This window comes from Pseudomonas maumuensis (genome assembly GCF_019139675.1).
Lineage (GTDB): Bacteria > Pseudomonadota > Gammaproteobacteria > Pseudomonadales > Pseudomonadaceae > Aquipseudomonas > Aquipseudomonas maumuensis.
The window spans coordinates 1,499,572-1,524,865 of the sequence record NZ_CP077077.1; the positions used below are offsets into that span (position 1 = coordinate 1,499,572).

The following is a 25,294-nucleotide window of genomic DNA, read 5'->3' on the forward strand; positions in this document are numbered from 1 at the left end:
ATGCTGCCGTTCTGGATTGCCCTGCAGTTTCTCAGCAGCCTGCCGGTGCGCTTGCCGGGCATGCCGGCGCCACAGGAAATGGGGCGTTCGCTGCTGTTCTATCCCGTGGTGGGGCTGCTATTCGGTCTGTTGCTGTGGCTGGCCAGCCAGCTGCTGCATGGCGTGGCGGCTCCCCTGCACGCGGCCTTGCTGTTGGCGCTATGGGTATTGCTCAGTGGCGCGCTGCACCTCGATGGCCTGGCCGATAGCGCCGATGCCTGGCTGGGCGGTTTTGGCGACCGCGAGCGCACCTTGCAGATCATGAAGGACCCGCGTAGCGGGCCGATAGCCGTGGTCACCCTGGTGCTGGTGCTGCTGCTCAAGTTCTGTGCGCTGTGGGTGCTGGTCGAGCGGGGTGTCGGCGGCCTGCTGCTGCTGGCGCCGGTGGTGGGGCGCGCGGCGATGCTTGGGCTGTTCCTCGGTACGCCCTATGTACGTCCCGGCGGGCTCGGGTCGGCATTGGCCGAGCATCTGCCGCGGCGCGCTACCGCCTGGGTGTTGCTGGGCAGCGCGGCTTTCTGCGTGACGCTGGGCGGCTGGCCGGTGCTGTGGGTGTTAGTGCTGACGATGGCGGTGTTCGCCTGGTTGCGACACCTGATGTGCAAACGCCTGGGTGGAACTACCGGTGATACCGCCGGGGCGCTGCTCGAGTTGCTGGAACTGGTGGTGGTACTTGGCCTGGCGTTGCAGTAGATGGCGTAGGAGTGTTCCCTGGTTGTTGACTGCAACGCCCGAAGCGTCCTGCGGGAAAAACGGAAGCCCTTAGCAAGCACTTCCTCTATCCTCGTTCGCTCGCCATTCAGCAGGAATGCTCCGCATGCAGCACTGGATCCTCGCCGGTTTGATTGCCCTTGCCGGTATACCCGCCAACGCCGCCGACCTGATCGATTTCTGGGATACCCCTCGCCATGGCGGTAACAGCTTCAACCGCCTGCCCCCGGACCAAGCCTACTTCGATGCCCTGAAGGGTTACGGCGCCAGCTGGGTACGGCTGTCGTACGACAAATGGCGGCCGGCTGAACGCGACTTCCTGCTGGGCAACGTCGATGACTACCAGGGCCTGGTCGCCGCCGATCTGAAGCAACTGGTCGAGGTGCTCGACCGCGCCCACGCCGCCGGCCTCAAGGTGGTGATCACACCACTGTCGCTACCCGGCATGCGCTGGGCGCAGAACAACGAGAACCGATTCGACGACCGTTTGTGGCAAGACAAGCGCTTCTGGGCACAGTCCGCCCGTTTCTGGCGTGACGTCGCCCAGGCGCTCAAGGGTCACCCAGCCATCGCTGCCTACAACCTCATCAACGAGCCGGCGCCCGAGAAGCAGGGGGGTATGGCCGAACATGCCGAACTCGCCATTATGAAGCAGTGGTACGCCCGCGAGCAAGGCGGATCGCGTGACTTGCCGGCGCTCTACCGGCAACTGGTGGCAGCGATCCGTGAAGTCGATGGCAAGACGCCGGTCATGCTCGATGCTGGCTGGTACGCCGCCGCCGACGCCTTCGGCTACTGGCCCGGGGTGTTGCAGGACGAGCGCGTGCTGTACAGCGTGCATATGTACGAACCCTATGCCGCCACCAGCGCGCCGAACCTTGCCCGTCAGCAGCCATATGCCTACCCGGGGCCTGTGCCGTTCGCCGGGCGGTCCCGCCAATGGGATGCCGAACGGGTCGCTAACTACTTGCAGCAACCAGTGGATTGGGCCGATGCCATCAAGCTTCCGCGCTCGCGGTTGGTGGTCGGCGAGTTCGGTTGCATGCGTCGCCTGCCTGGATGCCGGCAGTACCTGGAAGACGTGCTCACCGTGCTTGACCGCCAACAGGCGCATTGGGCCTTCTATAGCTTCCGTGAAGACAGCTGGGATGGCATGGACTATGAACTGGGTTCGGCCAAGGTGCCGTGGGCGTACTGGCAGGCGATCGACAACGGCGCGTCCGACCCGTTGCCGCGCAAGGCCACGGTTGAGTTCGAGCCGATTCGCCGTCGTCTGCAGCCTGGCATCAGCCCCTGAAATGTCTTGCAACGTCTTTGATGCGGGTATATACACGTATCCATGCTGACCAGTGAATGCATCTGTACCCATCTGCGTCGCGCTGCCCGTGGGGTGAGCCGGCATTACGACGAGGCCCTTGCCGGCTTCGGCATCAATGTCGCCCAATTTTCCCTGCTGCGTCATGTACAGCGCCTCGATCGGCCCAGTATCACCTGCCTGGCCGAGGCCATGGGCCTGGAGCGCAGCACCTTGGGTCGCAACCTCAAGGTGCTCGAGGCCGATGGTCTGGTATGCCTGGCCGACGGCGACGACCAGCGCAACCGCGTGGTCTTGTTGAGCGAGGCGGGCAGGGCATGTCTGGATGCGGCTTACCCGGCCTGGCAACAAGCCCAGACGCAATTGGTGGAGCGCCTGGGTGAGGGGCGGCGCGATGAGTTGGTACGTTTGCTGGAACAACTTGCCTGATACACGACGATTAAAAGCGGGTATATACCCGCATCAACCTTGCGATGGGCTGGAGACAACGACAATGACTTCCCTTTGGCGGAGCAGCGGTTGGGTACTTCTGGGGGCGGCGCTGATCCTCGCGCTGTCGCTGGGGGTGCGGCATGGTTTCGGCCTGTTCCTGGCGCCGATGAGCGCCGATTTCGGTTGGGGCCGTGAGGTATTCGCCTTCGCCATCGCTCTGCAGAACCTGATCTGGGGCCTGGCGCAACCGTTCACCGGGGCCTTGGCCGATCGCCTGGGGGCCGCCAAGGTGGTGATCATCGGCGGCATCCTCTACGCGGTGGGTCTGTTGATGATGGCATCGGCCGACTCGGCTTGGTCGCTGTCGCTCAGTGCCGGCCTGCTGATTGGTATCGGTTTGTCCGGTACTTCGTTCTCGGTGATTCTCGGCGTGGTCGGCCGCGCCGTGCCGGCGGAGAAGCGCAGCATGGCCATGGGCATCGCCAGCGCCGCCGGCTCCTTCGGTCAGTTCGCCATGCTCCCCGGCACCCTGGGCCTGATCCAGTGGCTGGGCTGGTCGGCAGCCTTGCTGGTGCTGGGCCTGCTGGTGGCCTTGATCGTGCCGTTCGTGGGCATGCTGCGCGACCGCCCGCTACCCAGCCATGGCGCCGAGCAGACCCTCGGCCAGGCATTGCGTGAAGCGTGCGCGCATTCCGGCTTCTGGTTGTTGGCGCTGGGCTTTTTCGTCTGCGGTTTCCAGGTGGTGTTCATCGGCGTGCATCTGCCGGCCTATCTGGTCGACCAGCACCTGCCGGCAACCACAGGCACCACCGTGCTGGCGCTGGTCGGCCTGTTCAATATCGTCGGTACCTACACCGCGGGCTGGTTGGGCGGGCGCATGTCCAAGCCGCGCCTGCTGACCGGCCTGTACCTGCTGCGCGCCGTGGTCATCGTGCTCTTCCTCTGGGCGCCGGTAACCCAGTTCAGCGCCTACCTGTTCGGCATCGCCATGGGCCTGCTGTGGCTGTCCACGGTGCCGCTGACCAATGGCACCGTGGCCACGCTGTTCGGCGTGCGCAACCTGTCGATGCTCGGTGGCATCGTGTTCCTGTTCCACCAGCTGGGCGCCTTCCTTGGGGGCTGGCTGGGTGGGGTGGTGTATGACCAGACCGGCAGCTACGACCTGGTGTGGCAGATCTCGATCCTGCTCAGCCTGCTGGCTGCGGCGCTCAACTGGCCGGTGCGCGAGCGGCCGGTCGCCCGCCTGCAGGCCCAGGCCGCATGAACCGCCTGCTCGGGCGCGGCCTGCTGCTGGTTGTGGCACTGTTGGTGCTGGGGCTGGTGTGGTGGGGCTGGCACAAGGGCGGTTTGGCGTTGATGCAGTTGGGCATGAGCCTGTGTTAGGCGCTACCCTGCACATTCAAGGAATCATGTGCAGGAGACCAACACCATGCATGCACGCTGGCTGACGATACCCATGCTGACCCTGGCCGCCGCCACCTCGAGCTGGGCGGCGGATTGCCCGGCGCTGCTCCAGGGCAGCCTGCCGGAGCTGCGCGGCAAGGAACAGATCGACCTGTGCCAGCGCTTTGCCGGCAAACCGCTGGTGGTGATCAACACCGCCAGCTATTGCGGCTTCGCTCCGCAGTTCGAGGGGCTCGAGGCGACCTACAAGGATTACCGCGAACAGGGCCTGGAAATGCTCGGCGTACCGTCCAACGACTTCAAGCAGGAAGACGCCGACAGCGAGAAGACCGCCAAGGTCTGTTACGCCAACTATGGTGTGACCTTCACCATGACCAAGACCCAAGCTGTCCGTGGCAAGGATGCTATCCCGATGTTTGTCGAGCTGGCCCGGCAGAGCAGCGCGCCCAAGTGGAATTTCTACAAGTACGTGGTGGATCGCAAGGGCAGGGTGATCGGCAATTTCTCCAGCCTGACCAAGCCGGATGATCCGGCGTTCAGGGCGGCGATCGACAAGGCGATTGCTTCGCAGCCTTGAGCCAATAGGTCCAGAGTGGGTGCAGGTCGGCTGATCTGATATTTTTACCAGTTATCTCCGGAGTCGAAATGGCGCAATCTTGCTGAAAGATCGCGCTTGCCCGGAGGACACATGGCAATCAACCATCTCGCGATGTGTGACCGTCAACAGTCGGTTCTGATGGCGGCTGAAACACCTCGCAGCTATACAGCCTATGGCGGATTATCGACGGTTCTGGGGGCAAGACTGGCCTATTGTGGCGAGCCGCGGGATGGGCTAGCGGGTAATTATCACTTGGGTAATGGTCACCGCACTTACAGTCCAGCTCTGATGCGTTTTCACTCCCCCGACAACTTGAGTCCATTCGGAGCGGGGGGGATCAATACCTACGCCTATTGCAGCAATGATCCAATCAATTACCGGGATCCTGAAGGGCGTAGTAAAAGTACTGTTACCCGGTTACTTCAAGCTTTTGGTATGGGGAAAACAGCCGTTCAGCTGAAACATATCGAAGCGGCAGCGCATATGTGGGAGGCCTCGGGAACAAAGAACGCTGCCGATTTAGGTGACTGGTCTACGCTGGCGGGGGCGGTCGTGCTAGGCGCCCTTAATACTGTGCTCTCGGCACATGCCATGGCAGGCGGGTCACCCATGGGTAACTCGGAAGGTTTCATCAGCCTATATGACACGTATCGTGGTTATTACAAACCTTACCAGATGAGTTCACTTGACGAGTTGCAGCAGAACATGAAATACAACGTGCTCCAGCTTTCACTTGGAGCACTGTCCACCGCTGCAGATGCGTACGCATCGGTTAGGCTTCTGCGCTTCACTGATGAGTGGAAGCCCGACAAGGTTCATCCCTCTGCTTTTGAAGAGCTTCGTGTGCTACGAACCGGGGACGACTTGCCTGTTTAAATGCCACGGAGGGCCTCAGTTATTATGAACTGACGGTCAGTGTTACTAGGTGAATGACCATTGGGCGTACAATCAAAACACAGACGAATCCTACTGGCATCGCAAGCTGGTAGGCCTTGATGACATTCTTCAGATAATTTTCATCAATTCCGCCGTTAGCGGCCGTGATCACAAGGCACATCAGCAACGCCATGATGGCCGACATGTAGAAAGCAAAAACATAGGGCGCTGTGCTCCGGTGCAGCTTGCGTCGGCGGCGCGGGGAAGAGAATCCAGTCATGGTACTTCCTGAGCGATGGGGTGGAGGCGCAGGTTAGCAACGGGGGGGCGAGGTGCTGTAGACCTTGATTGGTGAGTTCTTTATAAAGAGAAACTTACGAATCAGCCAGGCATCCCATGGACCTACTCAACGCCATCCGCAGTTTCATCAAGGTCGTCGAGGCTGGCAGCATCGCTGGTGGAGCCCGCAGCCTGGGACTCACTCCAGCGGCCGTGAGCCAGAACCTGGCGCGGCTCGAGACACATCTGCAGGTACGGCTGCTGACTCGTACTACCCGCAACATGGCCCTGACACCGCCTGGCAGTCTGTACTACGAGCGTGTGCGGCATATCGATCGCGATCTTGTCCAGGCCGAGCAGGCGGTCACCACGCCGGACAGCGAGCCCCAGGGGCGTTTGTGCATCGCCTCGACCTCGGCCTTCGGTCGGCATGTACTGGCGCCGTTGATCCCGGCATTCAGCGCCCGTTACCCATTGCTTTCGATAGAGTTGGTGATGGCTGATCGCAAGGTCAATCACGCCCTCGAAGATGTGGATGTCAGCCTGCGCATCACCCCGCAGTTGGAAGACCACCTGCTGGCCCGGCATATCGCCCGTATTCCATTTATCTGCTGCGCATCGCCTGGCTACCTGGCGCGCGCTGGCCGGCCCACTACGCCGGAAAGCCTGCACGATCACAGTTGCCTGGTGTTCCGCTATCCGGTGGATGGGCGTTTCCTGCCCTGGGGGTTCATGCGCGATGGGCTGCGTTTCGAGGCTCGATTTGGCCGGGTGCTGATCAGTGACGATATCGATGCGTTGACCCAAATGGCACTGAATGACGGCGGTATTACCCGACTGGCGGAGTTCGTCGTGCGTCCGCACCTCGATGCAGGCCGGCTGATGCCCTTGTTCGAATTCAGTGCCAGTGGCCAGGCCTATGCCCAGACCGAGCCGATGGATGTCTACCTGTGCCTGGCCGACCGCTTTGCGCTGACGACCAAGGTGCGTGTGTTCATGGAGTACCTGCAACAGTGCCTGGGCGAACAATGGCGCGTGCAGCCATGAAAAAACCGCCAGGAGGGCGGCTTTTCCTGCAGCGGTGTAGTAGGGCCTGCGTGGAGCGAAAGGTGGACTGACCTGATATTTTTGCCAGTTACCTCCGGCGCCTGAGTGATGCACGCTTGCTGAAAGATCACACTTTCGCGGAGAGCATCATGGCGATGCAAAATCTAACACTATGTGACCAGCAACATTCAGTTCTGGCGTCGGCAGGTGCTGCTCGAAGCTACCCGCCTTATGGTGCATTGCCAGCAGCCACTGGCCCACGGCTGGCGTATTGTGGTCAGGCGCGTGAAGCATCGACGGGTTTTTATCACTTGGGTAATGGGTATCGAAGTTACGACCCTTGCTTGATGCGTTTCTTATCTCCCGATGTGTTGAGCCCGTTCGCGAAGGGCGGCATAAATGCATATGCCTATTGTGCTGGAGATCCGATCAACTATCAGGACCGCAGTGGTAGGGTAAAACTTCCACTTAACTGGACACCAAGTAAAGGGTCAGTTCGAGGATTTTCTGATAATTCTAGTCTTGGCGTAAATGGGTCGAGGATAACTTATAATTCTACCTCCCCAATCTTGACGCGAGCTTACAACTCGTCTGCTGAAATTTTGACGGTAGATCCCTCGTGGCTACCTGGTCTTACAGAAGCCTGGATGTATGGGTCGGCAAGTGCAGCCGTTGGTCATACATTGGTTGGGCTTAAACAGATGTTCTATAACCCCAAGGCAGCGAAGGCTAATTTTATCGCAGCAAGCGTTAATGCCGGTGCCGCCGTAATGGCAGGGATAGAATTGTCAATGGGCGTAAGTGGGAATGTTCCAATGAGTGTGGATAAACAAATTTCATACGGGATTGGTTCCGGTCTTGTTTTCGGTGCGCAAGTTGCGAGTAGCAGCGTTGCTGCTCACATGTCTTGGTCTAAGCCAAGTGCTAGTAGCGGGCAGTCGGGCGATAGTTTCGAAATGAACGAACTTAATAAAGGTGGTAGATCTTCGAAAGCTGTAGATGGGAATAGTGAGGTGAGTACGCTAGTGCGTAGCAGCAATTGAGTTCGTTTCGGAGACGTTCAAAATCGAAGTGTTCGTCCAAACGCCGGGGGCCGGGTGACGATCTTGCGGCATCAGCGCACGCTCGTTGGGGTGTAAGGTGAAGTGCATGCTCATGGATTGGCCCGTGCAGGCATGAAAAAACCGCCACGAGGGCGGTTTTTTCATGCAGCGGGTAGCACTTAGAAGCGGTAGGTCAGCGAAGCACCCACGCCGTGGGCGCTGTTTTCGTATTTCGCCTGGTAAGTACCTTTGGTCGGGCTTGCCAGGTTGACCTTGGTGTCTTCCTCCCACAGGTAGGAGTAGGCCACGTCGATGGTCATGTCGTCGTTCGGGCTCCAGCCGGCACCCAGGCTGAAGATCTTGCGATCGCCAGTGGGGATGCGTGGCGAACGGTCCTGGTTGTTGGTTGGCGACTGATCGACCGAGAAACCGGTGCGCAGTGTCCACTGCTTGTTCACCTTGTAGGCCGCACCAACGGCGCCGGCCCAGGTGTCATGCCAGTTCTGCTCTTCGGTGATAGTGCCGAACTGAGCGCGCAGCGCCGCAGGTACTTCGTTGTCGACAGTGATGTCCTTCAGGCGGCTCCAACGGGTGAAGGTGGTGCCGGCGTACAGGGTCCATTGGTCGTCGAGTTCATGAGTGACCGAGAAGTCCACCGATTCGGGTGTCTTGATCTTCAGCTCGGCATCGAACTTGCTGCCGCTGAATGGGCCGATCAGGGCGCTGTTGACCTTGGTATTGCCTTCGAGCTTGTAGTCCACCATCGAGTGGTAGGTCAGACCGAGGCGAGTGCGGTCGGTGGCCTGAACCAGGATACCGATGTTGTAGCCGACTGCGGTGTCGTCGCCCTTGATCTTCACTTCGCCATCGTTACGGCCAGGGGTGAAGCGGTTGATGATATTCGAACCGAGCTCACCTTTGATCTTGTTGATGGTTGGACCGAAGCCGATCGACACTTTGTCGTTGAACGCATAGCTGATGGTGGGCTGGAAGGTCACCACTTCGACGTGGCTCTTCTTGCCCCAGTAGCGGGCGGCATCGCCGCTGCCGTAGTCGGTCACCAGACCGAAGGGCACATACACGCCGAAACCGACAGCCCAATGGTCATCGATCGGCTTGACGTAGAAGCCCATCGGCACACCGACGGTAGGAACCATGTCACCGTCGGTTTCTCCCCCGAGGTTGCTGCCACGGCCCGAGATATCGGACTTGGCGAAAATGGCTGCGCCGCCCACGGTTACTTCCTGACGCTTGAGGCGTGACATACCTGCCGGGTTTCCGTAAACCGTGCTGGCATCATCGGCAGAAGAAGAACGCCCCGCAAAACCTGTTCCCATGCCGCTGACACTTTGTTCGTTCAGCGCGAAACCGCTGGCGAGCAAGTGGCTGGAAGCGAAGGCAACGGCAATACCGAGAGAGGTTTTGAGCAATACTTTTTTCATTATTAGAAACTCCTTGGGATCTCCGAGGCGGAAAGCTACCAATAAATCCCGCGCTGCGCTATAGGCTAGAACGCAGGAGATAGAGCGGTTTTGTAGGACAATCCGACCAAAATTCCATTTTTTTCAGTTGTGGGGCGTGGCTGTTCAGGAGGCTTGGGTGAGCATCGGCTCGATGCAATGGTGCCAGGCTTGAGTGAAATCCCGCAGGCGTCCCTGGGGGTGGAAGGTCTGTCGCCAGATCCGCGCCAGGCCCAACAGGTCATCGGCGGCTGGTAACGGTATGGCCTGCTCTTCGATCAGCATCCAGGCGATGGCGGTGGCGTAGCGCAGGTTGACGGTCAGTTCGAGGTGCGGGCCGCCGAGGAAGGCATGCTGGCTGGCCAGGCCGCGGACAAGGCTGGCCAGTTCGGGGTCGCGGGCGAGGTATTCGTCCCACAAACAACGGTGACGATTCTCACCGATTCGGTAAAGCCCGTGGCCGCGTCGGTCATGCAGGGCAGACCCCAATCCCGACTGGCTTGCGGCAATGCCCAGTAACAAAGCTTCTGCGCTGTCGCAGTGGCGGCCCAGGTAGATCAGGGTCGGTCGGATTACGTATTGGCTCAACTCGTTCGCAGCGATGCCCATGATGCCCTCTGCTGAAAGGGCCGACGGGCACTGGAGCTTGGCAGCTGGTGAGTGGTCAGGCCCGCCGGAAGCGGCAGTTGCCGCTCGAGTTGAAGTGTAGTGTGATAACTGTGCTGTAAAGGGCTGTTTTTAAATCGTTTGCAGCCTGAAGGCGCGGCGTATATGCCCGCTGGCGATTAAGCCAATTACCTTCAGGCTGGCGCATGCATGATGTATTCAGGGCGTGAATTACTCGCCATTCATTCATGCGGTCAACGACTGGCGCGCACGCTCGATCACGGCCTGCAGCGGCTCGGCCCGGTTGTATTGTTCCGGGTAGAGACGCTCGCTGTGGCAGGCGATGCCATGCTCGTCCACCAAGGTAAAGCTGAAGCTGCCCTTGCGCGGGGCAACGATAAGGCACTTCAGTGGGGCGAAGGCCTGGGAAAGGGTGCCAAAGGCAGCCTGGATCTGTTGATGGTTACTCATATTGTTGGATGTTCCTGCGTAAGACACGGTGTTTGATCCGTGCACAATAGAAACGTTCCAGTGACGTCTTTATTAAGGAGACGCAGAACCTGACTGGAACAGGGCAGCCAGAGAGGCGCATGCAATAAGTGGCGCTGGGCTGACTGGTAGGTACGACAGAAGGCAGGCAGCACACCGACACCAGGGTTCTGGGCGTCGGGGAAGATCCTGATCAATCTGAAAACGTGATTCGTGCTGGGCAAGGGTTTGCCGAGTGAATCATCGAATGGGCCGGTCCCGATGGGGCAGCGCCTGCTCGTCTTGAGCGCCGGGCTGTAGGGACAAAGTGGCCAGAATGACTTCAGCTGGGTACTAACGGGGCGCAACCCTACGCGAACATTCAAGGGTTGGCAAGCTTTTATTTTCTTGCGGGAAGCCGACCATTATGTCGCCTATTGCACCTGCTGTGAAGAGGGGGAAATGCCCCGGGAATCGTCTTGATGTACCGTTTTCGTGCGCAGCGTGCTGTTTGATGGTGCAGTTGTACACACTCGCCCGGAGACTTGTAACGCTCTTGCAACATCCTGTGGAAGGCTCGCCAATGACTTGACTTAGGGCTTAAGTCAATGAAAAAAAACACTAAATTTTGCTGGTGAAAAAATCGACAGTTTGACCGAAAGCCCCATTTCACAGGGGTTTGAGGGCTGCCTCAAGGGGTTGTCCACCGAGTTATCCACAGGTTCTGTGGATTGTCCCGGGCGCTTGCTCTAGGACGGGCGTGCCAGCCGTTTCATCGATTGTCCGACAATCGGTGGCCTAGGCTGGCATGGGCATTTTCCCTGGGAAAACGTCAAGAAAAAAACAGGGAAAGAATTTGTCGATCCACCGAAAGTCGCCCGGGCCAGTCGCTGAAAAAAGGAGTAGAGTGGCGCGCCTCTCGAGTCTCCCTTGCTGTTGGTCATGAAGCTTCGCGGTAAACACCTCGCCAGTCCTGATGCCTCGCCATCGCTGCCTTCCCCCAAGCGCTTTTCCCTGAAAGTGGCCCTGTGGCTGCTCGATAGTCCCCATCTGGGCGACAAGCCCAGTGTCAAGCACCTGGCCGGACGCATGCTCAAGCAACCGGCGCGCCAGGGCGTGGTGGTAGCCCAAAGCCGCTTGGGGCAGATGCTCTGCCGTGACTGTGGCAATGCCCGCGACCGACGCATCGGTCATGAACTGTTGCGCCAGGCGGCCCGCGCCGGTGATCGCCGAGCTCAGCTGGAATATGGCCGGCTGTGCCAGGCCCAGGCACCTGAACAGGCGCGTTTTTGGCTGGAGCTGGCGGCGGGGCAGGGCTCGCAGGAGGCGCGGCGCTTGTTGCGCCAATGGTTCCCCGGCTAATGGCCGTACAGGCAAGCGCGCCAGCAGCCTGATAAGCTGCGCAGCATCAATCAGCGTTCGATCGGGGTAGGCATGACAGTGGATCTGACCAGCATTCTGCTGGGCTTGGTGGCAGGTGCCGTGCCTTGCCTGGGCTGGGTCATGCAGGTTCAGCGCGGGCAAGGTGCGCGCAAGGCCGAACAAGCGCTGCTTGCAGAGCGCCTTACCGCCGCGCAGCTGGCCCAGGCCGGACTGCAGGCGCAGCTGGAGGCCAGTCGTGACGAAATCAGCGACCTCAGCGAGGCCAATACCGTCAAGCAGACCCAACTGGCCGCCCAGGGCCGTGAGCTGGAGTTGCTGCAGATCGACCGCGACAACAGCCGCGACGCCGCCCACGCCTGGCACCTCGAACGCGCCAATCGCGAGGCCGAGCTGCGCCGCCTGGAGGCGCAGGCCGCACGGCTGGAGGCCGAGTTGCGCGAGCAGCAGGAAAGCCACCAGCAACGCCTGGAAGACTTGCAGGAAGCCCGCGACACCCTGCGCGCCCAGTTCGCCGACCTGGCCACCAAGATCTTCGATGAGCGCGAACAACGCTTCGCCCAGACCAGCCAGCAGCACCTGGGGCAATTGCTCGACCCGCTCAAGGAGCGCATCCAGGCCTTCGAGAAGCGTGTCGAGGAAAGCTACCAGCAGGAAGCCCGCGAGCGGTTCTCCCTGGGCAAGGAACTCGAACGGCTACAGCAACTCAACCTGCGCCTGTCCGACGAAGCCACCAACCTCACCCAGGCACTGAAGGGCCAGAAGACCCAGGGCAACTGGGGCGAATTGATCCTGGAGCGGGTGCTGGAGCATGCGGGCCTGGAGAAGGGCCGTGAGTACCAGACCCAGGTCAGCCTCAAGAGCGCTGATGGCGAGCGCTTCCAACCCGATGTGCTGATCATGCTGCCGGGCGACAAGCAGGTGGTGGTCGATGCCAAGGTCAGCCTTACCGCCTACCAGCAATTCGTCGGCAACAACGACGAGGCGGCGCTCAAGCAACACGTGCAATCGCTGCGCAACCACGTCAAGGGCCTTTCGAGCAAGGATTACAACCGCCTCGAAGGCCTGCACAGCCTGGATTTCGTGCTGTTGTTCGTGCCCATCGAGGCGGCCTTCTCGGCCGCACTGCAGGCCGAACCGAACCTGTTCCAGGAAGCTTTCGACCGACAGATCGTGATCGTCAGCCCGACGACCCTATTGGCCACCCTGCGGGTGATTGACAGCCTGTGGAAGCAGGAGCGCCAGGGGCAGAACGCCCGCGAGATCGCCGAGCGCGCCGGTTGGCTGTACGACAAGTTCGTGCTGTTCATCCAGGACCTGGACGAGCTCGGTACGCGTCTGGCCCAGGTCGACAAGGCCTACGCCGCGGCACGCAACAAGTTGTGCGAGGGACGCGGCAACCTGGTCAGCCGCAGCGAGCAGCTCAAGCTGCTCGGCGCGCGGGCCAGCAAAAGCCTGCCGGCGGAGCTGATCGAGCGCGCCCTGACCGACGAGGCACTTACTGAACCAGGCTCAGATGCCGATTGAGCAAGGCGCGCAAGGCTGCCGGTTTAACCGGCTTGGCCAGGTAGTCCAGGCCCGCGGCATGAACCATGGCGATGGTCTCGTTGCGCCCGTCGGCGCTGATCACCACACCAGGCACCGGCTCGCCCAGACGCGCCCGTAGCCAACCCATCAGCCCGGTGCCGGTCTCGCCGTCATCCAGGTGGTAGTCCACCAACGCCAGGTGTGGGCGCAGGCCCTTGCCGAGCAGGGCTTCGCATTCGGCCTGGTTGCGCGCGGTCCACACCTGGCAGCCCCAGCGGCTGAGCAGGCTGTTCATGCCGATGAGGATGCTGTCTTCGTTGTCCACGCACAGCACCTGCAGCCCGGCCAGTGGCTGGCCGGCCTGTTCCACGGGGGCGGGCGTCGCGGGCGCGGGGCTGCGGGCGATGGGCACGCTGACGCGGAACACGCTGCCCTTGCCCGGCCAGGACCGTACCTCCAGTGCGTGCCCGAGCACCCGGCACAAACCATCGGCGATCGCCAGGCCCAGCCCCAGGCCTTTCTCGGCGCGGGTCTGGTGGCTGTCCAGGCGCTTGAACTCCTGGAAGATCACCGCCAGCTTGTCGTCGGCGATGCCTGGGCCGCGGTCCCACACTTCAAGCCACAGGTTTTCACCCTTGTGTCGGGCGCCGAGCAGGATCGGGCCTTTGCCGTAGCGCAGGGCGTTGGTGAGGAAGTTCTGCAGCACCCGGCGCAGCAGCTTCATGTCGCTGTCGACGCGCAGGCGGCTGCCGCGCAGGCGGAACTCCAGGCCTTTTTCGGCGGCCAGTACCTTGAACTCGGTGCCGAGGGTATCGAACAGCTCGTTGAGGGCGAAGGGCTTGATGTCGGGGGTGACCTTGCCGTTCTCAAGGCGCGAGATGTCGAGTAGGTCGCTGATCAGCTCTTCGGCCGAGCGCAGTGAACTGTCCATGTGCTGCACCAGCTGCCGGGCTTCGTCGTTCATGCCTTCGGCCTGCTGCGACAGGGCGGCGGAGAACAGCCGGGCGGCGTTGAGCGGTTGCATCAGGTCGTGGCTGACGGCGGCAAGGAAGCGGGTCTTGGATTGGCTGACCGCCTCGGCGCGGCTCTTGGCCTCGGTGAGTGCCTGGTTCAGCTGCGACAGCTCGTGGGTACGCTCGGCGACCCGCTGCTCCAGCCCCTCGTTGGAGTCGCGCAGAGCCTGCTCGGCTTCGCGGAACGGGGTGATGTCGGTGAAGCTCATGACGAAGCCGCCGCCGGGCATCGGGTTGCCGATCAGTTCGATCACCCGGCCATTGGGGAACAGCCGCTCGGAGGAATGCGCGCGGCCCTGGCGCATCCAGTGCAGGCGCCGCGCCACATGCACCTGGGCCTCGCCCGGGCCGCACAGGCCGCGTTCGGCGTTGTAGCGGATGATGTCGGCGATCGGTCGGCCGACGCTGATCAGCCCGTCGGGGTAGTTGAACAGTTCGAGGTAGCGGCGGTTCCAGGCCACCAGGTGCAGGTTCTGGTCGACCACGCTGATGCCCTGGTTGATGTTCTCGATGGCCCCCTGCAACAGCGCCCGGTTGAACTGCAGCACTTCGCTGGCTTCGTCGGCGATGCGCACCACGTCCTCGAGCTGCATGTCGCGGCCCTCGATGGCGGCCTTGACCACGGCGCGGGTCGAGGAGGTGCCGAGCACACCGGCCAGCAGCCGTTCGGTGTGTTCGATCCAATCACCGTCGGCGTTCTGGTTGGGATTGAAGCCCTTGCCTTGGCGGTAGGCGAAGCGGATGAAGCTTTGCCGGGCGCGCTCCTCACCGACGAAGCGCGCGGCGAGCTTGAGCAGGTCGTCGATCTGCACCGCCAGCAAGGGTTTGCTGGAGGGGCGTGCGTTGGTCTGCTGGCCGATGAAGCGTCCGGCCTGCCAGTGCTCGGAGACCCGTGTGCGCGACAGGATCGAGACCCAGACGAACAGGGTGAAGTTGCCCGCCAGCGATAGCACCACGCCTTGGGTCAGCGGGGTGATCGGCAGGTTGAGCGGGTTGCCGTGCAGCCAGGCCAGGCCTGGGAACAGTTGCAGCGACCAGCCCAGGCTATGGGCGGCGATCGGCAGGACCAGGGTGTAGAACCACAGGAAGATACCGGCGGCCAGGCCCGCGAACACGCCGCGGCGGTTGGCCTGTTTCCAGTACAGCGCGCCGAGCATGGCCGGGGTCAGCTGGGTGACCGCGGCGAAGGCGATCTGGCCGATGGTCGCCAGGCTCGCGGTGGAGCCCAGCAGGCGGTAGCTGACGTAGGCCAGCAGCAGGATCACCACGATGGTCACCCGGCGCACCGAGAGCATCCAGTGGCGGAACACCTCGAACGGCCGCTCGGCGTTGTTGCGACGCAGCAGCCAGGGCAGCAGCATGTCGTTGGAGACCATGGTCGACAGCGCCACGGCCTCGACGATGACCATACCGGTGGCCGCCGAGGCGCCGCCGATGAAGGCCAGCAGGGCCAGGCTCGGGTGGGCCTCGGCCAGCGGCAGGCTGATCACGAACGAGTCGGAGATCACCGTGCCCGGCAGCAGCATCTGCCCGGCCAGGGCGATGGGCACCACGAACAGTGCGGCCAGGGCCAGGTATAGCGGGAACACCCAGCGCGCCAGGCGCATGTCCTGGGGCTCGATGTTCTCCACCACGGTGACGTGGAATTGCCGCGGCAGGCAGATGATCGCCATCATCGCCACGGCGGTCTGCACCACCATCGACGGCCAATTGATGGTTTCTTCCCAGTAGTCGTTCAGATGCACGGATTGCCGGGCCTGGGTGAACAGGTCGTCGAAGCCGTCGTACAGGTTGAACACCACAAAGGCGCCCACGGCAAGGAAGGCCAGCAGCTTGACCAGCGATTCGAAGGCGATTGCCAGGACCATGCCGCGGTGGTGCTCGGTGACATCCAGGCTGCGGGTGCCGAAGACGATGGCGAACAGCGCCAGCACCAGCGACACCACCAGCGCGGTGTCCTGCACACGGCTGCCGGTGGCGTCGGCGTTGGCGCCGATCAGCAGGTTCACCCCCAGCACGATGCCCTTGAGCTGGAGGGCGATGTACGGCAGCACGCCAACCAGGCAGATCAGCGCCACCACCACCGCGAGGCTCTGCGACTTGCCGTAACGGGCAGCGATGAAGTCGGCGATCGAGGTGATGTTCTGCTGCTTGCTGATCAGCACCATCTTCTGCAGCACCCAGGGTGCGAAGATGAGCAACAGCACCGGGCCCAGGTAGATGGGCAGGAACGCCCAGAGCTGCTCGGCGGCCTGGCCGACCGCGCCGAAGAAGGTCCAGCTGGTGCAATACACCGCCAGCGACAGGCTGTACACCCAGGCGCGCAGGCGCGGCGGCAACGGCGTGCTGCGGCGGTCGCCATAGAAGGCGATGGCGAACATGATGGCCATGTAGGCCAGGGCGACCACGGCGATCAGCCCGCTGGACAACGACATGCAAACTCCGGAGCAAAAATAGAAACGCGGTCCCGATCAATCAGTCTGGCACGCAGGGCGCGGTTCGTCAGCGCCGACCATGGTCGCAGTGGCAGGACGTCGCAGGGCGTCAATCAGGTCGGCGTGTCCCCAGCCAATAGAACACACTTGCCAGTATCACCGACCCGATCAACAGATAGAACACCGCCACCGGCACCAGGTGCCCCAGCGCGGCGCCCACCAGCACCGGCCCTAGTGCTGCGCCCAGGTTGCCCAGGTTCTGCGCGCCGTAATAGATGCCGCGCAGATGCTCCGGGGCGATCAAGTCGATGAACATGTACTCGGCGGGAATCACGATGATCTCGCCCAAGGTGAACACCAGCATCGCCAGGCACCAGGCCAGCGCCGTATCGGCCAGGGAAAAGCCCAGCAGCCCGGCGATGAACAGGCCCATGCCGGCCATCAGCCAGGGCATCAGCCGGCGCCGGTCGATGCGTTTGCCGATCAGGTACTGCAGGGCGATCACCGTCACTGCGTTGGTGGTTACCAGGTAGCCGACCAGTCGCGCCGCTTCGGCGGGGTTGCGGGTTACCACCAGGTATTGCGACAGGTAGGCGGTGAACTGGCCGAACACCACCGCGCTGAGCACGCCGCCCAGGGTGAAGCACACCAGTCGTCGGTCACGCAGCAGGCCCAACGCCACTTGGGCGAAGCCGGCGCCGGGTTGCGGCCGGTCCTGCAGCTGCAGGTCGCGAATGCCCAGGCGCTGGTAGGCCAGGCACATGGCGAGCCCGATCAGCGCCGACACCACGAAGGGCAGGTGCCCGTCCAGCTCGATCAGGGCCACGCCGAGCATCGGCCCCACGGCATAGGCGATGTTGCTCAGGGTGTACTTGATGGCGAACACCTCGGCGCGCTGCTCCACCGGCAACAGCGCGCAGAAGGCGGCCTTGGCGGCGATGTCGACCAGCGCCAGGGCCAGGTTGATCAGCACCAGGCAGAGGAAGAACAGGGCCGCCGAGCGGCTGGCGATGGCGCCGACAAAAGCCAGGGCGAACACCAGCAGGCTGGCGATCACCAGGGTGTGGTTGCGCACGGTGTCGACCAGGTGGCCGCCGTACAGGCTCAGCAGCGAAGCGACGATCAGCGCGCCGCCGATCACCAGGCCGATACGGCCGACCGACAGCTGGAAGTTGTCAGCCAGATAGACCACCAGGTAGGGCAAGGTGATTGCCCGGGCCATGGTCAGGGTGAAGGTCGTGAGCAGGAGCAGGCGTACCGGGTTGGGGTAGCGCTTGAGGGTGGTGAGCATCGACAGGTCCTTGTCATTCTTGTCATCAGGAAAACCGCGCCAAGCATATTCCAAGGGCCGTGCTTTTAGCTATATCTGTAAAATAGATAACAGATAGAGAAATTACCCGTTATATAGATATTCTTGGAAGGCATAAGATGAATCCACCTTACACAAGGCCAGGAGACATCCCATGCCATGCATCCAGACCCGCGCCCCCTCATGGCGCCCGTTGAGCCATCTGGCCCATCCCCGCGAAGTGATTCGCCAGTTCACCCCCAACTGGTTCGCCGCGACCATGGGTACCGGCGTGCTGGCCCTGGCGCTGCATCAGGTGCAGGTGCCAGGCCTGGACGCCGTTGCCCAGGGCCTGTGGTGGTTGACCATTGGCCTGTTCACCCTGTTCTGTGTCTTGTATGGCGCTCGTTGGGTGATGTTCTTCGACGAGGCGCGGCGGATCTTCGCCCATTCCACCGTATCGATGTTCTTCGGCACCATCCCCATGGGCCTGGCTACCATCCTTAACGGCGCCTTGGTGTTCGGCCTGTCGCGCTGGGGCGAGGCTGTGGTGCCGTGGGTCGAAATGCTCTGGTGGCTGGATGTGGGTCTGGCGTTGCTGTGCGGTGTGGCCATTCCCTATCTGATGTTCACCCGCCAGGAGCACAGCATCGACCAGATGACCGCGGTGTGGCTGCTGCCGGTGGTGGCGGCGGAAGTCGCGGCCGCCAGTGGCGGGCTGCTGGCGCCGCACCTGGTGGATGCGCACCGGCAGTTCCTGGTGGTGATCACCAGCTATGTGATGTGGGCGGTATCGCTGCCGGTGGCGTTCAGCATCCTCACCATCCTCATGCTGCGCATGGCCCTGCATAAGCTGCCGCCAGCCAATATGGCCGCGTCCAGCTGGCTGGCGCTGGGCCCGATCGGCACCGGCGCGCTGGGCATGCTGGTGCTCGGTGGCGATGCCCCCGCAGTGTTCGCCGCCAATGGCTTGGGCAACCTGGGCGAGGTGGCCCGGGGACTGGGGCTGGTGGCCGGGATCGTGCTGTGGGGTGCCGGGTTGTGGTGGTTGCTGACGGCGGTGCTGATCACCCTGCGTTACATGCGCCAGGGCATGCCGTTCAATTTGGGCTGGTGGGGGTTCACCTTCCCGCTGGGGGTGTACTGCCTGGCCACGTTGAAACTGGCTGCCTGGCTGGGCTTGGGCTTCTTCACGGTGTTCGGTCAGGTGCTGGTGGTGGCGCTGGCCCTGCTGTGGCTGCTGGTGGCCAGTCGGACCCTGAGCGGCGCATGGCGGGGCGAGCTGTTCGTGTCGCCGTGCATTGCCCGGCAGTGAAGCCGGGCAATGCTGCCACTGGAGGGGCTAGAGGTTGGGTCTGTAGGAGAAGCCGCTTGCAGCTTGCGCATCGGTGAACGGGACAATTGGCAATTGACGGTTCAGCACAGCATTGACCATCGAGCCCGGGAACATCTGGATTCTATTGTTGAACCGTTCCACCTCACCGTTGAAGATAGCGATCGCCGCGCCGACATTTTCCTGTTGCTCGGCGATTTCCCGCATCAGATTGTTCAGCACTGCGGATGCCTTGAGATCGGGATAGGCCTCTACGGCGACTCGCATGCCATTGAGCAGCGAACGGGTGGCGTTCTCTGCATTTACCAGCGAGTCGCCGTTAGCCGTGCTCGGCAATTCGGCAATGGCACTACGCAGGCGTGTGATCTCGCTCATCAGGCTCTGTTCGTATTCCTGGTAATGGTTCACGTGTTGCTGCAGGCCGTCGAGCACCTTGTTCTTTTGCCGTTCGTAGGTCAGCACGTCGGCCCAGGCACGCTGTGCACGGTTGAGGCCACCGATAATCGAGTTATACAGTCCGATTATGCTCATTAAAACCAAGGCCGTGACGGCAATGCCGATGATGGTGGGTAGATCCACTGTCATTGCTCCATTTGCATATTAGGTTGATTGGACAATTCGAAGTTGTCGTCATGCTGTTCGGCGAGTACGTGAATCGCCTCCAGCAGTCTTGTTAGCGTGGGCAAGGCTATGCCGGCATCGAGGTGTTGGAAGAAGGCGCCAGGTGTGCTCAGGTCGCACGGCATATCGAAGTCGGTGATGTCATTGTCAAAGCTTATGCACAATCCAGCGCCATCGGCTGCGAATTCTAAGTTCAGACTGTGCAGGCCTGTTTTCATGCTCAGCAAGTGCAACACGGTAACGGGTTTGGCGAATCGAGCGCAGTCCATTGCTGTGGTGCCGCTCAGGGTGAAGACTTCGTTGAACGCGGTTGAGCTGGTCTGGTACTTGTTCGGGTAGTCGATCCCATCCTGCAGATCCCCCCGCACGGCGATACCCCGCATCCAGGGAAAGCCAACTACCAGGCTATAGCGCTGGTGGTGGTCGAAGACGGTTCGGGTCCGTATGGTGGTGCTGCCTTTGCTGTCTGTCGTGGTGTAGGTTTCCTGCCGTTTCTCGACGTACTCCAGATCGATGAAGAGGTATTCAACGGTCTGTCGTGCATCTGCGTGGCGTCCCTTCAGCGCGCGCTGTATCTTGCGGCTGTAGTTACCACGCGAGTAGTCATTGAAGGATCGCTGGAGTTGCTCAAGCAACGGCTCAAGCGGTGTGTCGGTTTCTACAAGACCGTTTGTAAACCAGCTTGAGCGGCGTGCCAGTTCCTTGGAGAGCTCAGGTATCTCTTTGCTATCGCCAATGACCATGGCGATGTTGAAGATCGCGGGGACTAAGATCGGCCCAGCGAAAATCCATGCGACGAACGACGTTGGCACACCCCAGTCTTGTGCCGTCGACACCAAGAGCAAGGAAGGGCCCAATAAGTAGTTGTCTATCAAGGCAATGGCAGCAAGGCCAATACCTAGGAGTGAAGTGTATTTCAAGGCCTTGTTTTCAATGCGCAACTTGCCTTTGTAATTGGCGAAGGTCTGCACGATGTCCAATAATTCGGACTTGTTCCTCACCACTTTCATGGCTTGTTTGGCTGACTCGATCAATGCTCTTAGCTGATCGTCTCCACTCATCTTCCGCATTTCATTCCTTTGTGTGCTCCGTGTCTGCGGCCTCGCCTTTGCGAGCGCTGTTGACAGCATAGTGAGGGCTGGCAGTCTGCCACTGTCACTTTCGTCTTTCCAGTTTGCCGAATGACTGAGAGGCTGAAGTGTAAGGCCTGGTCAAGCAGATGCAGCGCATATCGGGGGTGACCATCCGGCCCGTCCGACAGGCACCGGGACTTTGGGCGCGGGTTGCCTTGGTGGGACTTTTCCGTGCAGATTGTGGCTTATCACGTTGTACGTGCCTCCAATGACAAAGCCCAATCAGGTACAAGGACGATGAGTCACCCCTCGCAATTCACCCTGCTCGGCAAGCGGCGCTTCCTGCCGTTCTTCATCACCCAGTCGCTGGGTGCCTTCAACGACAACCTGTTCAAGCAGTCGCTGATCCTGGCGATCCTCTACAAGCTGAGCCTGGAAGGCGACCGCTCGATCTGGGTCAACCTCTGCGCGTTGCTGTTCATCCTGCCGTTCTTCCTGTTCTCGGCACTGGCCGGGCAGTTCGGCGAGAAGTTCGCCAAGGACCGGCTGATCCGCGCCATCAAGCTGGCCGAAATCGTCATCATGGCCATCGGCGCGACCGGTTTCGTCACCCATCACCTGGAACTGATGCTGGTGGCGCTGTTCGCCATGGGCACCCACTCGGCGCTGTTCGGCCCGGTGAAATATTCGATCCTGCCCCAGGCATTGCGTGAGGAGGAGCTGGTGGGCGGCAATGGCCTGGTGGAGATGGGCACCTTCCTGGCGATCCTGGCCGGCACCATCGGCGCCGGGGTGCTGATGTCCTCCAGCCAGTACGCGATACTGGCTGCCGCCGGGGTGGTGGGCACCGCGGTGCTGGGCTACCTGGCCAGCCGCTGGATCCCCCGCGCCGCCGCCGCCGCGCCACAGATGAAACTGGACTGGAACATCTTCAAACAGTCCTGGCTGACCTTGCGCCTGGGCCTGGGCCAGACCCCGGCGGTGTCGCGCTCGATCGTCGGCAACTCTTGGTTCTGGTTCGTCGGCGCCATCTACCTCACGCAGATCCCGGCCTACGCCAAGGACTGGCTGCACGGCGACGAGACCGTGGTCACCCTGGTGCTGACCCTGTTCTCGGTAGGCATCGCCGTCGGTTCGCTGCTGTGCGAGCGCCTGAGCGGGCGCAAGGTGGAGATCGGCCTGGTGCCGTTCGGCTCGTTCGGCCTGACCCTGTTCGGCTTGCTCTGGTGGTGGCATTCGGGGGATGTCCCGGTCGGTGCCGTGCCTCATGACTGGCTGACCTTGCTGGGTATGAGCCAGGCCTGGTGGATCATGCTGTCGATTGTCGGCCTGGGCATCTTCGGCGGTTTCTACATCGTGCCGCTGTACGCGCTGATCCAGGCGCGCACCCCGGAAGGCGAGCGGGCGCGGGTGATCGCCGCCAACAACATCCTCAACGCGCTGTTCATGGTGGTGTCGGCGATCATCACCATCGTCCTTTTGAGCCTGGCCAAGCTGAGCATCCCGCAGCTGTTCCTGGTGGTGTCGCTGCTCAACATCGCGGTCAACGCCTACATCTTCCGCATCGTGCCGGAATTCACCATGCGCTTCCTGATCTGGCTGCTCAGCCACTCGATGTACCGGGTCGAGCACCGCGAACTGCAGCGCATTCCCGACGAAGGCGCGGCGTTGCTGGTGTGCAACCATGTGTCGTTCGTCGATGCGCTGCTGATCGGTGGGGCGATCCGCCGGCCGATCCGGTTTGTCATGTACTACAAGATCTACAACCTGCCGGTGCTCAATTTCGTGTTCCGCACCGCGGGCGCCATCCCCATTGCCGGGCGCGGCGAGGACGAGGCCACCTACGAGCGCGCCTTCGCCCGCATCGCCCGGTACCTGGCCGACGGCGAGCTGGTGTGCATCTTCCCTGAGGGCAAGCTGAGCGCGGATGGCGAGATCGATGTGTTCAAGGGCGGGGTACACCGCATTCTGCAGGAGACGCCGGTGCCGGTGATCCCGTTGGCGTTGCAGGGGTTGTGGGGCAGCTTCTTCAGCCGCGACCCGAACAAAGGCTTCTTCAAGCGCCTGTGGTCGCGGGTGACTCTGGTGGCCGGCGCCGCCATCCCGGTGGAGGCGGCGCAGCCCGAGGCGCTGCGCGAGCAGGTGAGCCTGCTGCGCGGCGACGTTCGCTAGGGGTAACGGAGGAAGGTCAGCTGGCGCTGACCTTCAGGCCGACCAGGCCGGTGATGATCAGGGCGACACTGGCCAGGCGGATCAGCGCCATGGATTCACCGAACAGGATGATCCCGGCGATCACCGTGCCGACCGCGCCGACGCCGGTCCAGATGGCATAGGCGGTGCCCAGCGGCAGCTCCTTCATGGCCAGGCCCAGCAGGCCGAGGCTGATGACCATGGCGCCGACCGTCAGGACGGTGGGCAGGGGGCGGGTGAAGCCGTCGGTGTACTTGAGGCCGACAGCCCAGCCGACTTCGAACAGGCCGGCGAAGAACAGGATGATCCAGGACATGGTGAGTCTCCATCGTTATCAAAGATGGGGCCGTCCCCGGTATGTTCACGCACAGCGTCGTGAGGCCGTCCTCACAGTGCGCACTATACTGCACATTTGTGCTGGGCGAGGCAAGCATGGCGGATCTATGGTGCTTGTACCGGCCGCTGTCAATGGCTGGCCGGTACGCCCGCGGACCTACGTCAAGACCAGCTCAGAATGGGCCAGCCGTTGGTTTGCGCGTGTTCGCGCAGCACCGGGTCCGGGTTCACCACGTAGGGGTGATCTACCTTCAGCAGCAACGGCAGGTCGTTGCGCGAGTCGGAGTAGAAACTCGCGCCCTCGAGGTTTTCCTGTTCCTGGTCGAGCCACTCCAGCAGGCGGGTGATCTTGCCCTCGCGGTAGGTGAGCACGCCGTGGGTCTTGCCGGTGAACACGCCGTTGACCGCTTCCAGTTCGATGGCCAGATATTCGTCCACGCCCAGGCGCGCCGCGATCGGGCCGACCAGGTGAGCACCGCTGGCCGAGATGATCAGGACCCGATCGCCGCGCTGGCGGTGCTCGGCGATGCAGCGGCAGGCATCACCGTAGATGATCGGCTCGATCACATCCTCGACCCAGGGCTCGACCAGGTGCTCCACCTCTTCCAGTGTGCGCCCGGCGATCGGCTCCAGGCTGAAGGCCATGTAGTCCTCCATCTGCAGGTGGCCTTTGCCGTAGGCTTCCATCAGTTCATGGTCGCGCTTGAGGAAACTCTTGCCATCGACCCAGCCCAGTCGGGCCATCTGCTCGCTCCACAACGACGCGCAGTCGCCGTGGATTAGGGTTTCGTCCAGATCGAAAATTGCCAGTGCCATGTGTTGAATCTCCTTAAGCCACTTCCCGTAGCGCCGTGGGGTCGATCGACAAGGATACCCGTTGCCCGTCCGCGTGCAGATCGCTGGCGCAGCGGTTGAGCACGTCCACCACCAGTTCCACGCCGCGTACCTGGACGCGGTAGCGGATCACGTTGCCCAGCAGGCTGTGGCTGCGGATCTCGCCATCCAGTTCGCCGTTCAGGCTCAGGGTGATCGACTCTGGCCGGATCGCCAGGCGCGCGGCCACCGGGCGTTGCAGCAGGCGGCTGGCGCTGTCGGCATCGAGCAGGTTGTAGTTGCCGATGAAGCCGGCGGCGAACAGGTCCACGGGCGCGGTGTAGAGGGTTTCGGCATCGCCGCTCTGGACGATGCGTCCCTGGTTCATCAGGACGATGCGGTCCGACATGGTCAGCGCTTCTTCCTGGTCATGGGTGACGAAGATGGTGGTCAGCCCCAGCTCGCGCTGGATGGCGCGGATCTGTTCGCGCAGGTGCTTGCGGATACGCGCATCCAGCGCCGACAGTGGCTCGTCGAGCAACAGCAGGCGCGGGCGGGTGACTAGCGAGCGGGCCAGGGCCACGCGCTGGCACTGGCCGCCGGACAGCTGGTGCGGGTAGCGCCCGGCGAAGCTGCCCAGCTCGACCAGGTCCAGCACCTCGCGCACCCGCGCCTGGCTCTCGTCGGCCTTGACCTTCTGCATGCGCAGGCCAAAGGCGATGTTCTGCTCCACGGTCATGTTGGGGAACAGCGCGTAGCTCTGGAATACCATGCCAATGCCGCGTTTTTGCGGGCTCAGCGGCACGATGTCCTGGCCGTCGAGCAGGATCTGCCCGCTGTCCACCGGGGTCAGCCCAGCGATGCAGCGCAGCAGGGTGGACTTGCCGCAGCCCGAGGGGCCGAGCAGGGTGACGAACTCGCCGCGTTCGATCTGGCAGTCGATGTTCTCGAACACCGGGCTGCCGGCGTAGCTCTTTTGCAGTTTCTGTACGCTGACGAAGCTCATG

The 25,294-nt window shown here is 62.0% G+C and carries 24 protein-coding genes; 13 read left to right on the forward strand and 11 right to left on the reverse strand.

What is annotated here, in order from left to right:
• The 7 genes from KSS90_RS06995 to KSS90_RS07020 all read left to right on the forward strand — a co-directional run bounded on the left by KSS90_RS06995 (position 1) and on the right by KSS90_RS07020 (position 5,375).
• On the forward strand, positions 1-732 hold the full coding sequence (locus KSS90_RS06995; protein ID WP_217868755.1) for an adenosylcobinamide-GDP ribazoletransferase: 732 nt from the start codon (positions 1-3) through the stop codon (positions 730-732).
• 124 nt (positions 733-856) lie between these two features.
• On the forward strand, positions 857-2,047 hold the full coding sequence (locus KSS90_RS07000; protein ID WP_217868756.1) for a glycoside hydrolase family 5 protein: 1,191 nt from the start codon (positions 857-859) through the stop codon (positions 2,045-2,047).
• 42 nt (positions 2,048-2,089) lie between these two features.
• Entirely contained in the window at positions 2,090-2,494 is a 405-nt protein-coding gene (locus KSS90_RS07005) for a MarR family winged helix-turn-helix transcriptional regulator (protein WP_217868757.1), read from the forward strand.
• Positions 2,495-2,558: 64 nt separating this feature from the next.
• Complete coding sequence (locus KSS90_RS07010) at positions 2,559-3,761, forward strand: MFS transporter (protein WP_217868758.1); 1,203 nt, start codon at positions 2,559-2,561, stop codon at positions 3,759-3,761.
• Positions 3,758-3,880, forward strand: a complete 123-nt coding sequence (locus KSS90_RS25660) for a hypothetical protein (protein ID WP_263975092.1) — start codon at positions 3,758-3,760, stop codon at positions 3,878-3,880. Before KSS90_RS07010 ends, KSS90_RS25660 begins: the two co-directional genes overlap by 4 nt.
• A gap of 46 nt (positions 3,881-3,926) precedes the next feature.
• Positions 3,927-4,478 (forward strand): glutathione peroxidase, encoded by a 552-nt coding sequence (locus KSS90_RS07015; RefSeq protein WP_217868759.1) that lies wholly within the window; start codon positions 3,927-3,929, stop codon positions 4,476-4,478.
• 111 nt (positions 4,479-4,589) lie between these two features.
• Positions 4,590-5,375: an RHS repeat-associated core domain-containing protein gene (locus KSS90_RS07020; protein ID WP_225933140.1), complete on the forward strand. Its 786-nt coding sequence runs from the start codon at positions 4,590-4,592 to the stop codon at positions 5,373-5,375.
• A 22-nt stretch (positions 5,376-5,397) separates the two neighbouring features.
• Here the strand turns inward: KSS90_RS07020 and KSS90_RS07025 are convergent, their stop codons facing one another.
• The gene (locus KSS90_RS07025; protein ID WP_217868760.1) at positions 5,398-5,655 is read right to left on the reverse strand and encodes a DUF2798 domain-containing protein; all 258 of its coding nucleotides are present in this window, start codon (positions 5,653-5,655) and stop codon (positions 5,398-5,400) included.
• 116 nt (positions 5,656-5,771) lie between these two features.
• On the opposite strand from KSS90_RS07025, the gene KSS90_RS07030 reads away from it, so the two are divergent.
• Entirely contained in the window at positions 5,772-6,701 is a 930-nt protein-coding gene (locus KSS90_RS07030) for a LysR family transcriptional regulator (protein ID WP_217868762.1), read from the forward strand.
• A gap of 149 nt (positions 6,702-6,850) precedes the next feature.
• On the forward strand, positions 6,851-7,744 hold the full coding sequence (locus tag KSS90_RS07035) for an RHS repeat-associated core domain-containing protein (RefSeq protein WP_217868763.1): 894 nt from the start codon (positions 6,851-6,853) through the stop codon (positions 7,742-7,744).
• Between the two features lie 179 nt (positions 7,745-7,923).
• Here the strand turns inward: KSS90_RS07035 and KSS90_RS07040 are convergent, their stop codons facing one another.
• From KSS90_RS07040 to KSS90_RS07050, 3 genes are all read right to left on the reverse strand, one after another.
• Complete coding sequence (locus KSS90_RS07040; RefSeq protein WP_023632425.1) at positions 7,924-9,186, reverse strand: OmpP1/FadL family transporter; 1,263 nt, start codon at positions 9,184-9,186, stop codon at positions 7,924-7,926.
• A gap of 144 nt (positions 9,187-9,330) precedes the next feature.
• Positions 9,331-9,813 carry a hypothetical protein gene (locus KSS90_RS07045; RefSeq protein WP_217868764.1) on the reverse strand — a complete coding sequence of 161 codons (483 nt, stop codon included), beginning with the start codon at positions 9,811-9,813 and terminating at the stop codon, positions 9,331-9,333.
• Positions 9,814-10,056: 243 nt separating this feature from the next.
• Positions 10,057-10,281 (reverse strand): hypothetical protein, encoded by a 225-nt coding sequence (locus KSS90_RS07050; RefSeq protein ID WP_217868765.1) that lies wholly within the window; start codon positions 10,279-10,281, stop codon positions 10,057-10,059.
• A gap of 939 nt (positions 10,282-11,220) precedes the next feature.
• Between KSS90_RS07050 and KSS90_RS07055 the strand changes: the two genes are divergently transcribed.
• On the forward strand, positions 11,221-11,640 hold the full coding sequence (locus tag KSS90_RS07055; RefSeq protein WP_217868766.1) for a tetratricopeptide repeat protein: 420 nt from the start codon (positions 11,221-11,223) through the stop codon (positions 11,638-11,640).
• Positions 11,641-11,826: 186 nt separating this feature from the next.
• Positions 11,827-13,185 (forward strand): DNA recombination protein RmuC, encoded by a 1,359-nt coding sequence (locus tag KSS90_RS07060; RefSeq protein WP_217869751.1) that lies wholly within the window; start codon positions 11,827-11,829, stop codon positions 13,183-13,185.
• On the opposite strand, the gene KSS90_RS07065 is transcribed toward KSS90_RS07060, so the two are convergent.
• Entirely contained in the window at positions 13,157-16,633 is a 3,477-nt protein-coding gene (locus KSS90_RS07065) for a hybrid sensor histidine kinase/response regulator (protein ID WP_217868767.1), read from the reverse strand. The two genes, KSS90_RS07060 and KSS90_RS07065, sit on opposite strands and share 29 nt — an antisense overlap.
• Positions 16,634-16,742: 109 nt before the next feature.
• The gene (locus tag KSS90_RS07070) at positions 16,743-17,924 is read right to left on the reverse strand and encodes an MFS transporter (RefSeq protein WP_217868768.1); all 1,182 of its coding nucleotides are present in this window, start codon (positions 17,922-17,924) and stop codon (positions 16,743-16,745) included.
• 172 nt (positions 17,925-18,096) lie between these two features.
• On the opposite strand from KSS90_RS07070, the gene KSS90_RS07075 reads away from it, so the two are divergent.
• A complete protein-coding gene (locus KSS90_RS07075) occupies positions 18,097-19,236 on the forward strand; it encodes a TDT family transporter (protein ID WP_217868769.1) in 1,140 nt (379 codons plus the stop codon).
• Positions 19,237-19,263: 27 nt separating this feature from the next.
• Here the strand turns inward: KSS90_RS07075 and KSS90_RS07080 are convergent, their stop codons facing one another.
• Both KSS90_RS07080 and KSS90_RS07085 read right to left on the reverse strand, forming a co-directional pair.
• A complete protein-coding gene (locus KSS90_RS07080; RefSeq protein ID WP_367616215.1) occupies positions 19,264-19,833 on the reverse strand; it encodes a LemA family protein in 570 nt (189 codons plus the stop codon).
• Between the two features lie 2 nt (positions 19,834-19,835).
• A complete protein-coding gene (locus tag KSS90_RS07085; protein ID WP_217868772.1) occupies positions 19,836-20,936 on the reverse strand; it encodes a hypothetical protein in 1,101 nt (366 codons plus the stop codon).
• A gap of 309 nt (positions 20,937-21,245) precedes the next feature.
• Here KSS90_RS07085 and KSS90_RS07090 point away from each other — a divergent pair, with 309 nt between their 5' ends.
• Entirely contained in the window at positions 21,246-23,120 is a 1,875-nt protein-coding gene (locus KSS90_RS07090; protein WP_217868773.1) for an MFS transporter, read from the forward strand.
• A 16-nt stretch (positions 23,121-23,136) separates the two neighbouring features.
• Here KSS90_RS07090 and sugE read toward each other — a convergent pair whose 3' ends face one another.
• The 3 genes from sugE to KSS90_RS07105 form a co-directional block, all read right to left on the reverse strand.
• Positions 23,137-23,454 (reverse strand): quaternary ammonium compound efflux SMR transporter SugE, encoded by a 318-nt coding sequence (sugE, locus tag KSS90_RS07095; RefSeq protein WP_023631604.1) that lies wholly within the window; start codon positions 23,452-23,454, stop codon positions 23,137-23,139.
• Between the two features lie 182 nt (positions 23,455-23,636).
• Positions 23,637-24,290: an HAD family hydrolase gene (locus tag KSS90_RS07100; protein WP_046854564.1), complete on the reverse strand. Its 654-nt coding sequence runs from the start codon at positions 24,288-24,290 to the stop codon at positions 23,637-23,639.
• Positions 24,291-24,303: 13 nt separating this feature from the next.
• On the reverse strand, positions 24,304-25,293 hold the full coding sequence (locus tag KSS90_RS07105) for an ABC transporter ATP-binding protein (RefSeq protein WP_217868775.1): 990 nt from the start codon (positions 25,291-25,293) through the stop codon (positions 24,304-24,306).
• Position 25,294 lies beyond the last annotated feature (1 nt).

Bases quoted from the DNA above. Each gene is read 5' to 3' on its own strand.
- KSS90_RS06995 (WP_217868755.1), top strand. From the start codon at position 1: ATGCTGCCGTTCTGGATTGCCCTGCAGTTTCTCAGCAGCCTGCCGGTG.
- KSS90_RS07000 (WP_217868756.1), top strand. From the start codon at position 857: ATGCAGCACTGGATCCTCGCCGGTTTGATTGCCCTTGCCGGTATACCC.
- KSS90_RS07005 (WP_217868757.1), top strand. From the start codon at position 2,090: ATGCTGACCAGTGAATGCATCTGTACCCATCTGCGTCGCGCTGCCCGT.
- KSS90_RS07010 (WP_217868758.1), top strand. From the start codon at position 2,559: ATGACTTCCCTTTGGCGGAGCAGCGGTTGGGTACTTCTGGGGGCGGCG.
- KSS90_RS25660 (WP_263975092.1), top strand. From the start codon at position 3,758: ATGAACCGCCTGCTCGGGCGCGGCCTGCTGCTGGTTGTGGCACTGTTG.
- KSS90_RS07015 (WP_217868759.1), top strand. From the start codon at position 3,927: ATGCATGCACGCTGGCTGACGATACCCATGCTGACCCTGGCCGCCGCC.
- KSS90_RS07020 (WP_225933140.1), top strand. From the start codon at position 4,590: ATGGCAATCAACCATCTCGCGATGTGTGACCGTCAACAGTCGGTTCTG.
- KSS90_RS07025 (WP_217868760.1), bottom strand. From the start codon at position 5,655: ATGACTGGATTCTCTTCCCCGCGCCGCCGACGCAAGCTGCACCGGAGC.
- KSS90_RS07030 (WP_217868762.1), top strand. From the start codon at position 5,772: ATGGACCTACTCAACGCCATCCGCAGTTTCATCAAGGTCGTCGAGGCT.
- KSS90_RS07035 (WP_217868763.1), top strand. From the start codon at position 6,851: ATGGCGATGCAAAATCTAACACTATGTGACCAGCAACATTCAGTTCTG.
- KSS90_RS07040 (WP_023632425.1), bottom strand. From the start codon at position 9,186: ATGAAAAAAGTATTGCTCAAAACCTCTCTCGGTATTGCCGTTGCCTTC.
- KSS90_RS07045 (WP_217868764.1), bottom strand. From the start codon at position 9,813: ATGGGCATCGCTGCGAACGAGTTGAGCCAATACGTAATCCGACCGACC.
- KSS90_RS07050 (WP_217868765.1), bottom strand. From the start codon at position 10,281: ATGAGTAACCATCAACAGATCCAGGCTGCCTTTGGCACCCTTTCCCAG.
- KSS90_RS07055 (WP_217868766.1), top strand. From the start codon at position 11,221: ATGAAGCTTCGCGGTAAACACCTCGCCAGTCCTGATGCCTCGCCATCG.
- KSS90_RS07065 (WP_217868767.1), bottom strand. From the start codon at position 16,633: ATGTCGTTGTCCAGCGGGCTGATCGCCGTGGTCGCCCTGGCCTACATG.
- KSS90_RS07070 (WP_217868768.1), bottom strand. From the start codon at position 17,924: ATGCTCACCACCCTCAAGCGCTACCCCAACCCGGTACGCCTGCTCCTG.
- KSS90_RS07075 (WP_217868769.1), top strand. From the start codon at position 18,097: ATGCCATGCATCCAGACCCGCGCCCCCTCATGGCGCCCGTTGAGCCAT.
- KSS90_RS07085 (WP_217868772.1), bottom strand. From the start codon at position 20,936: ATGAGTGGAGACGATCAGCTAAGAGCATTGATCGAGTCAGCCAAACAA.
- KSS90_RS07090 (WP_217868773.1), top strand. From the start codon at position 21,246: ATGAGTCACCCCTCGCAATTCACCCTGCTCGGCAAGCGGCGCTTCCTG.
- sugE (WP_023631604.1), bottom strand. From the start codon at position 23,454: ATGTCCTGGATCATCCTGTTCTTCGCCGGCCTGTTCGAAGTCGGCTGG.
- KSS90_RS07100 (WP_046854564.1), bottom strand. From the start codon at position 24,290: ATGGCACTGGCAATTTTCGATCTGGACGAAACCCTAATCCACGGCGAC.
- KSS90_RS07105 (WP_217868775.1), bottom strand. From the start codon at position 25,293: ATGAGCTTCGTCAGCGTACAGAAACTGCAAAAGAGCTACGCCGGCAGC.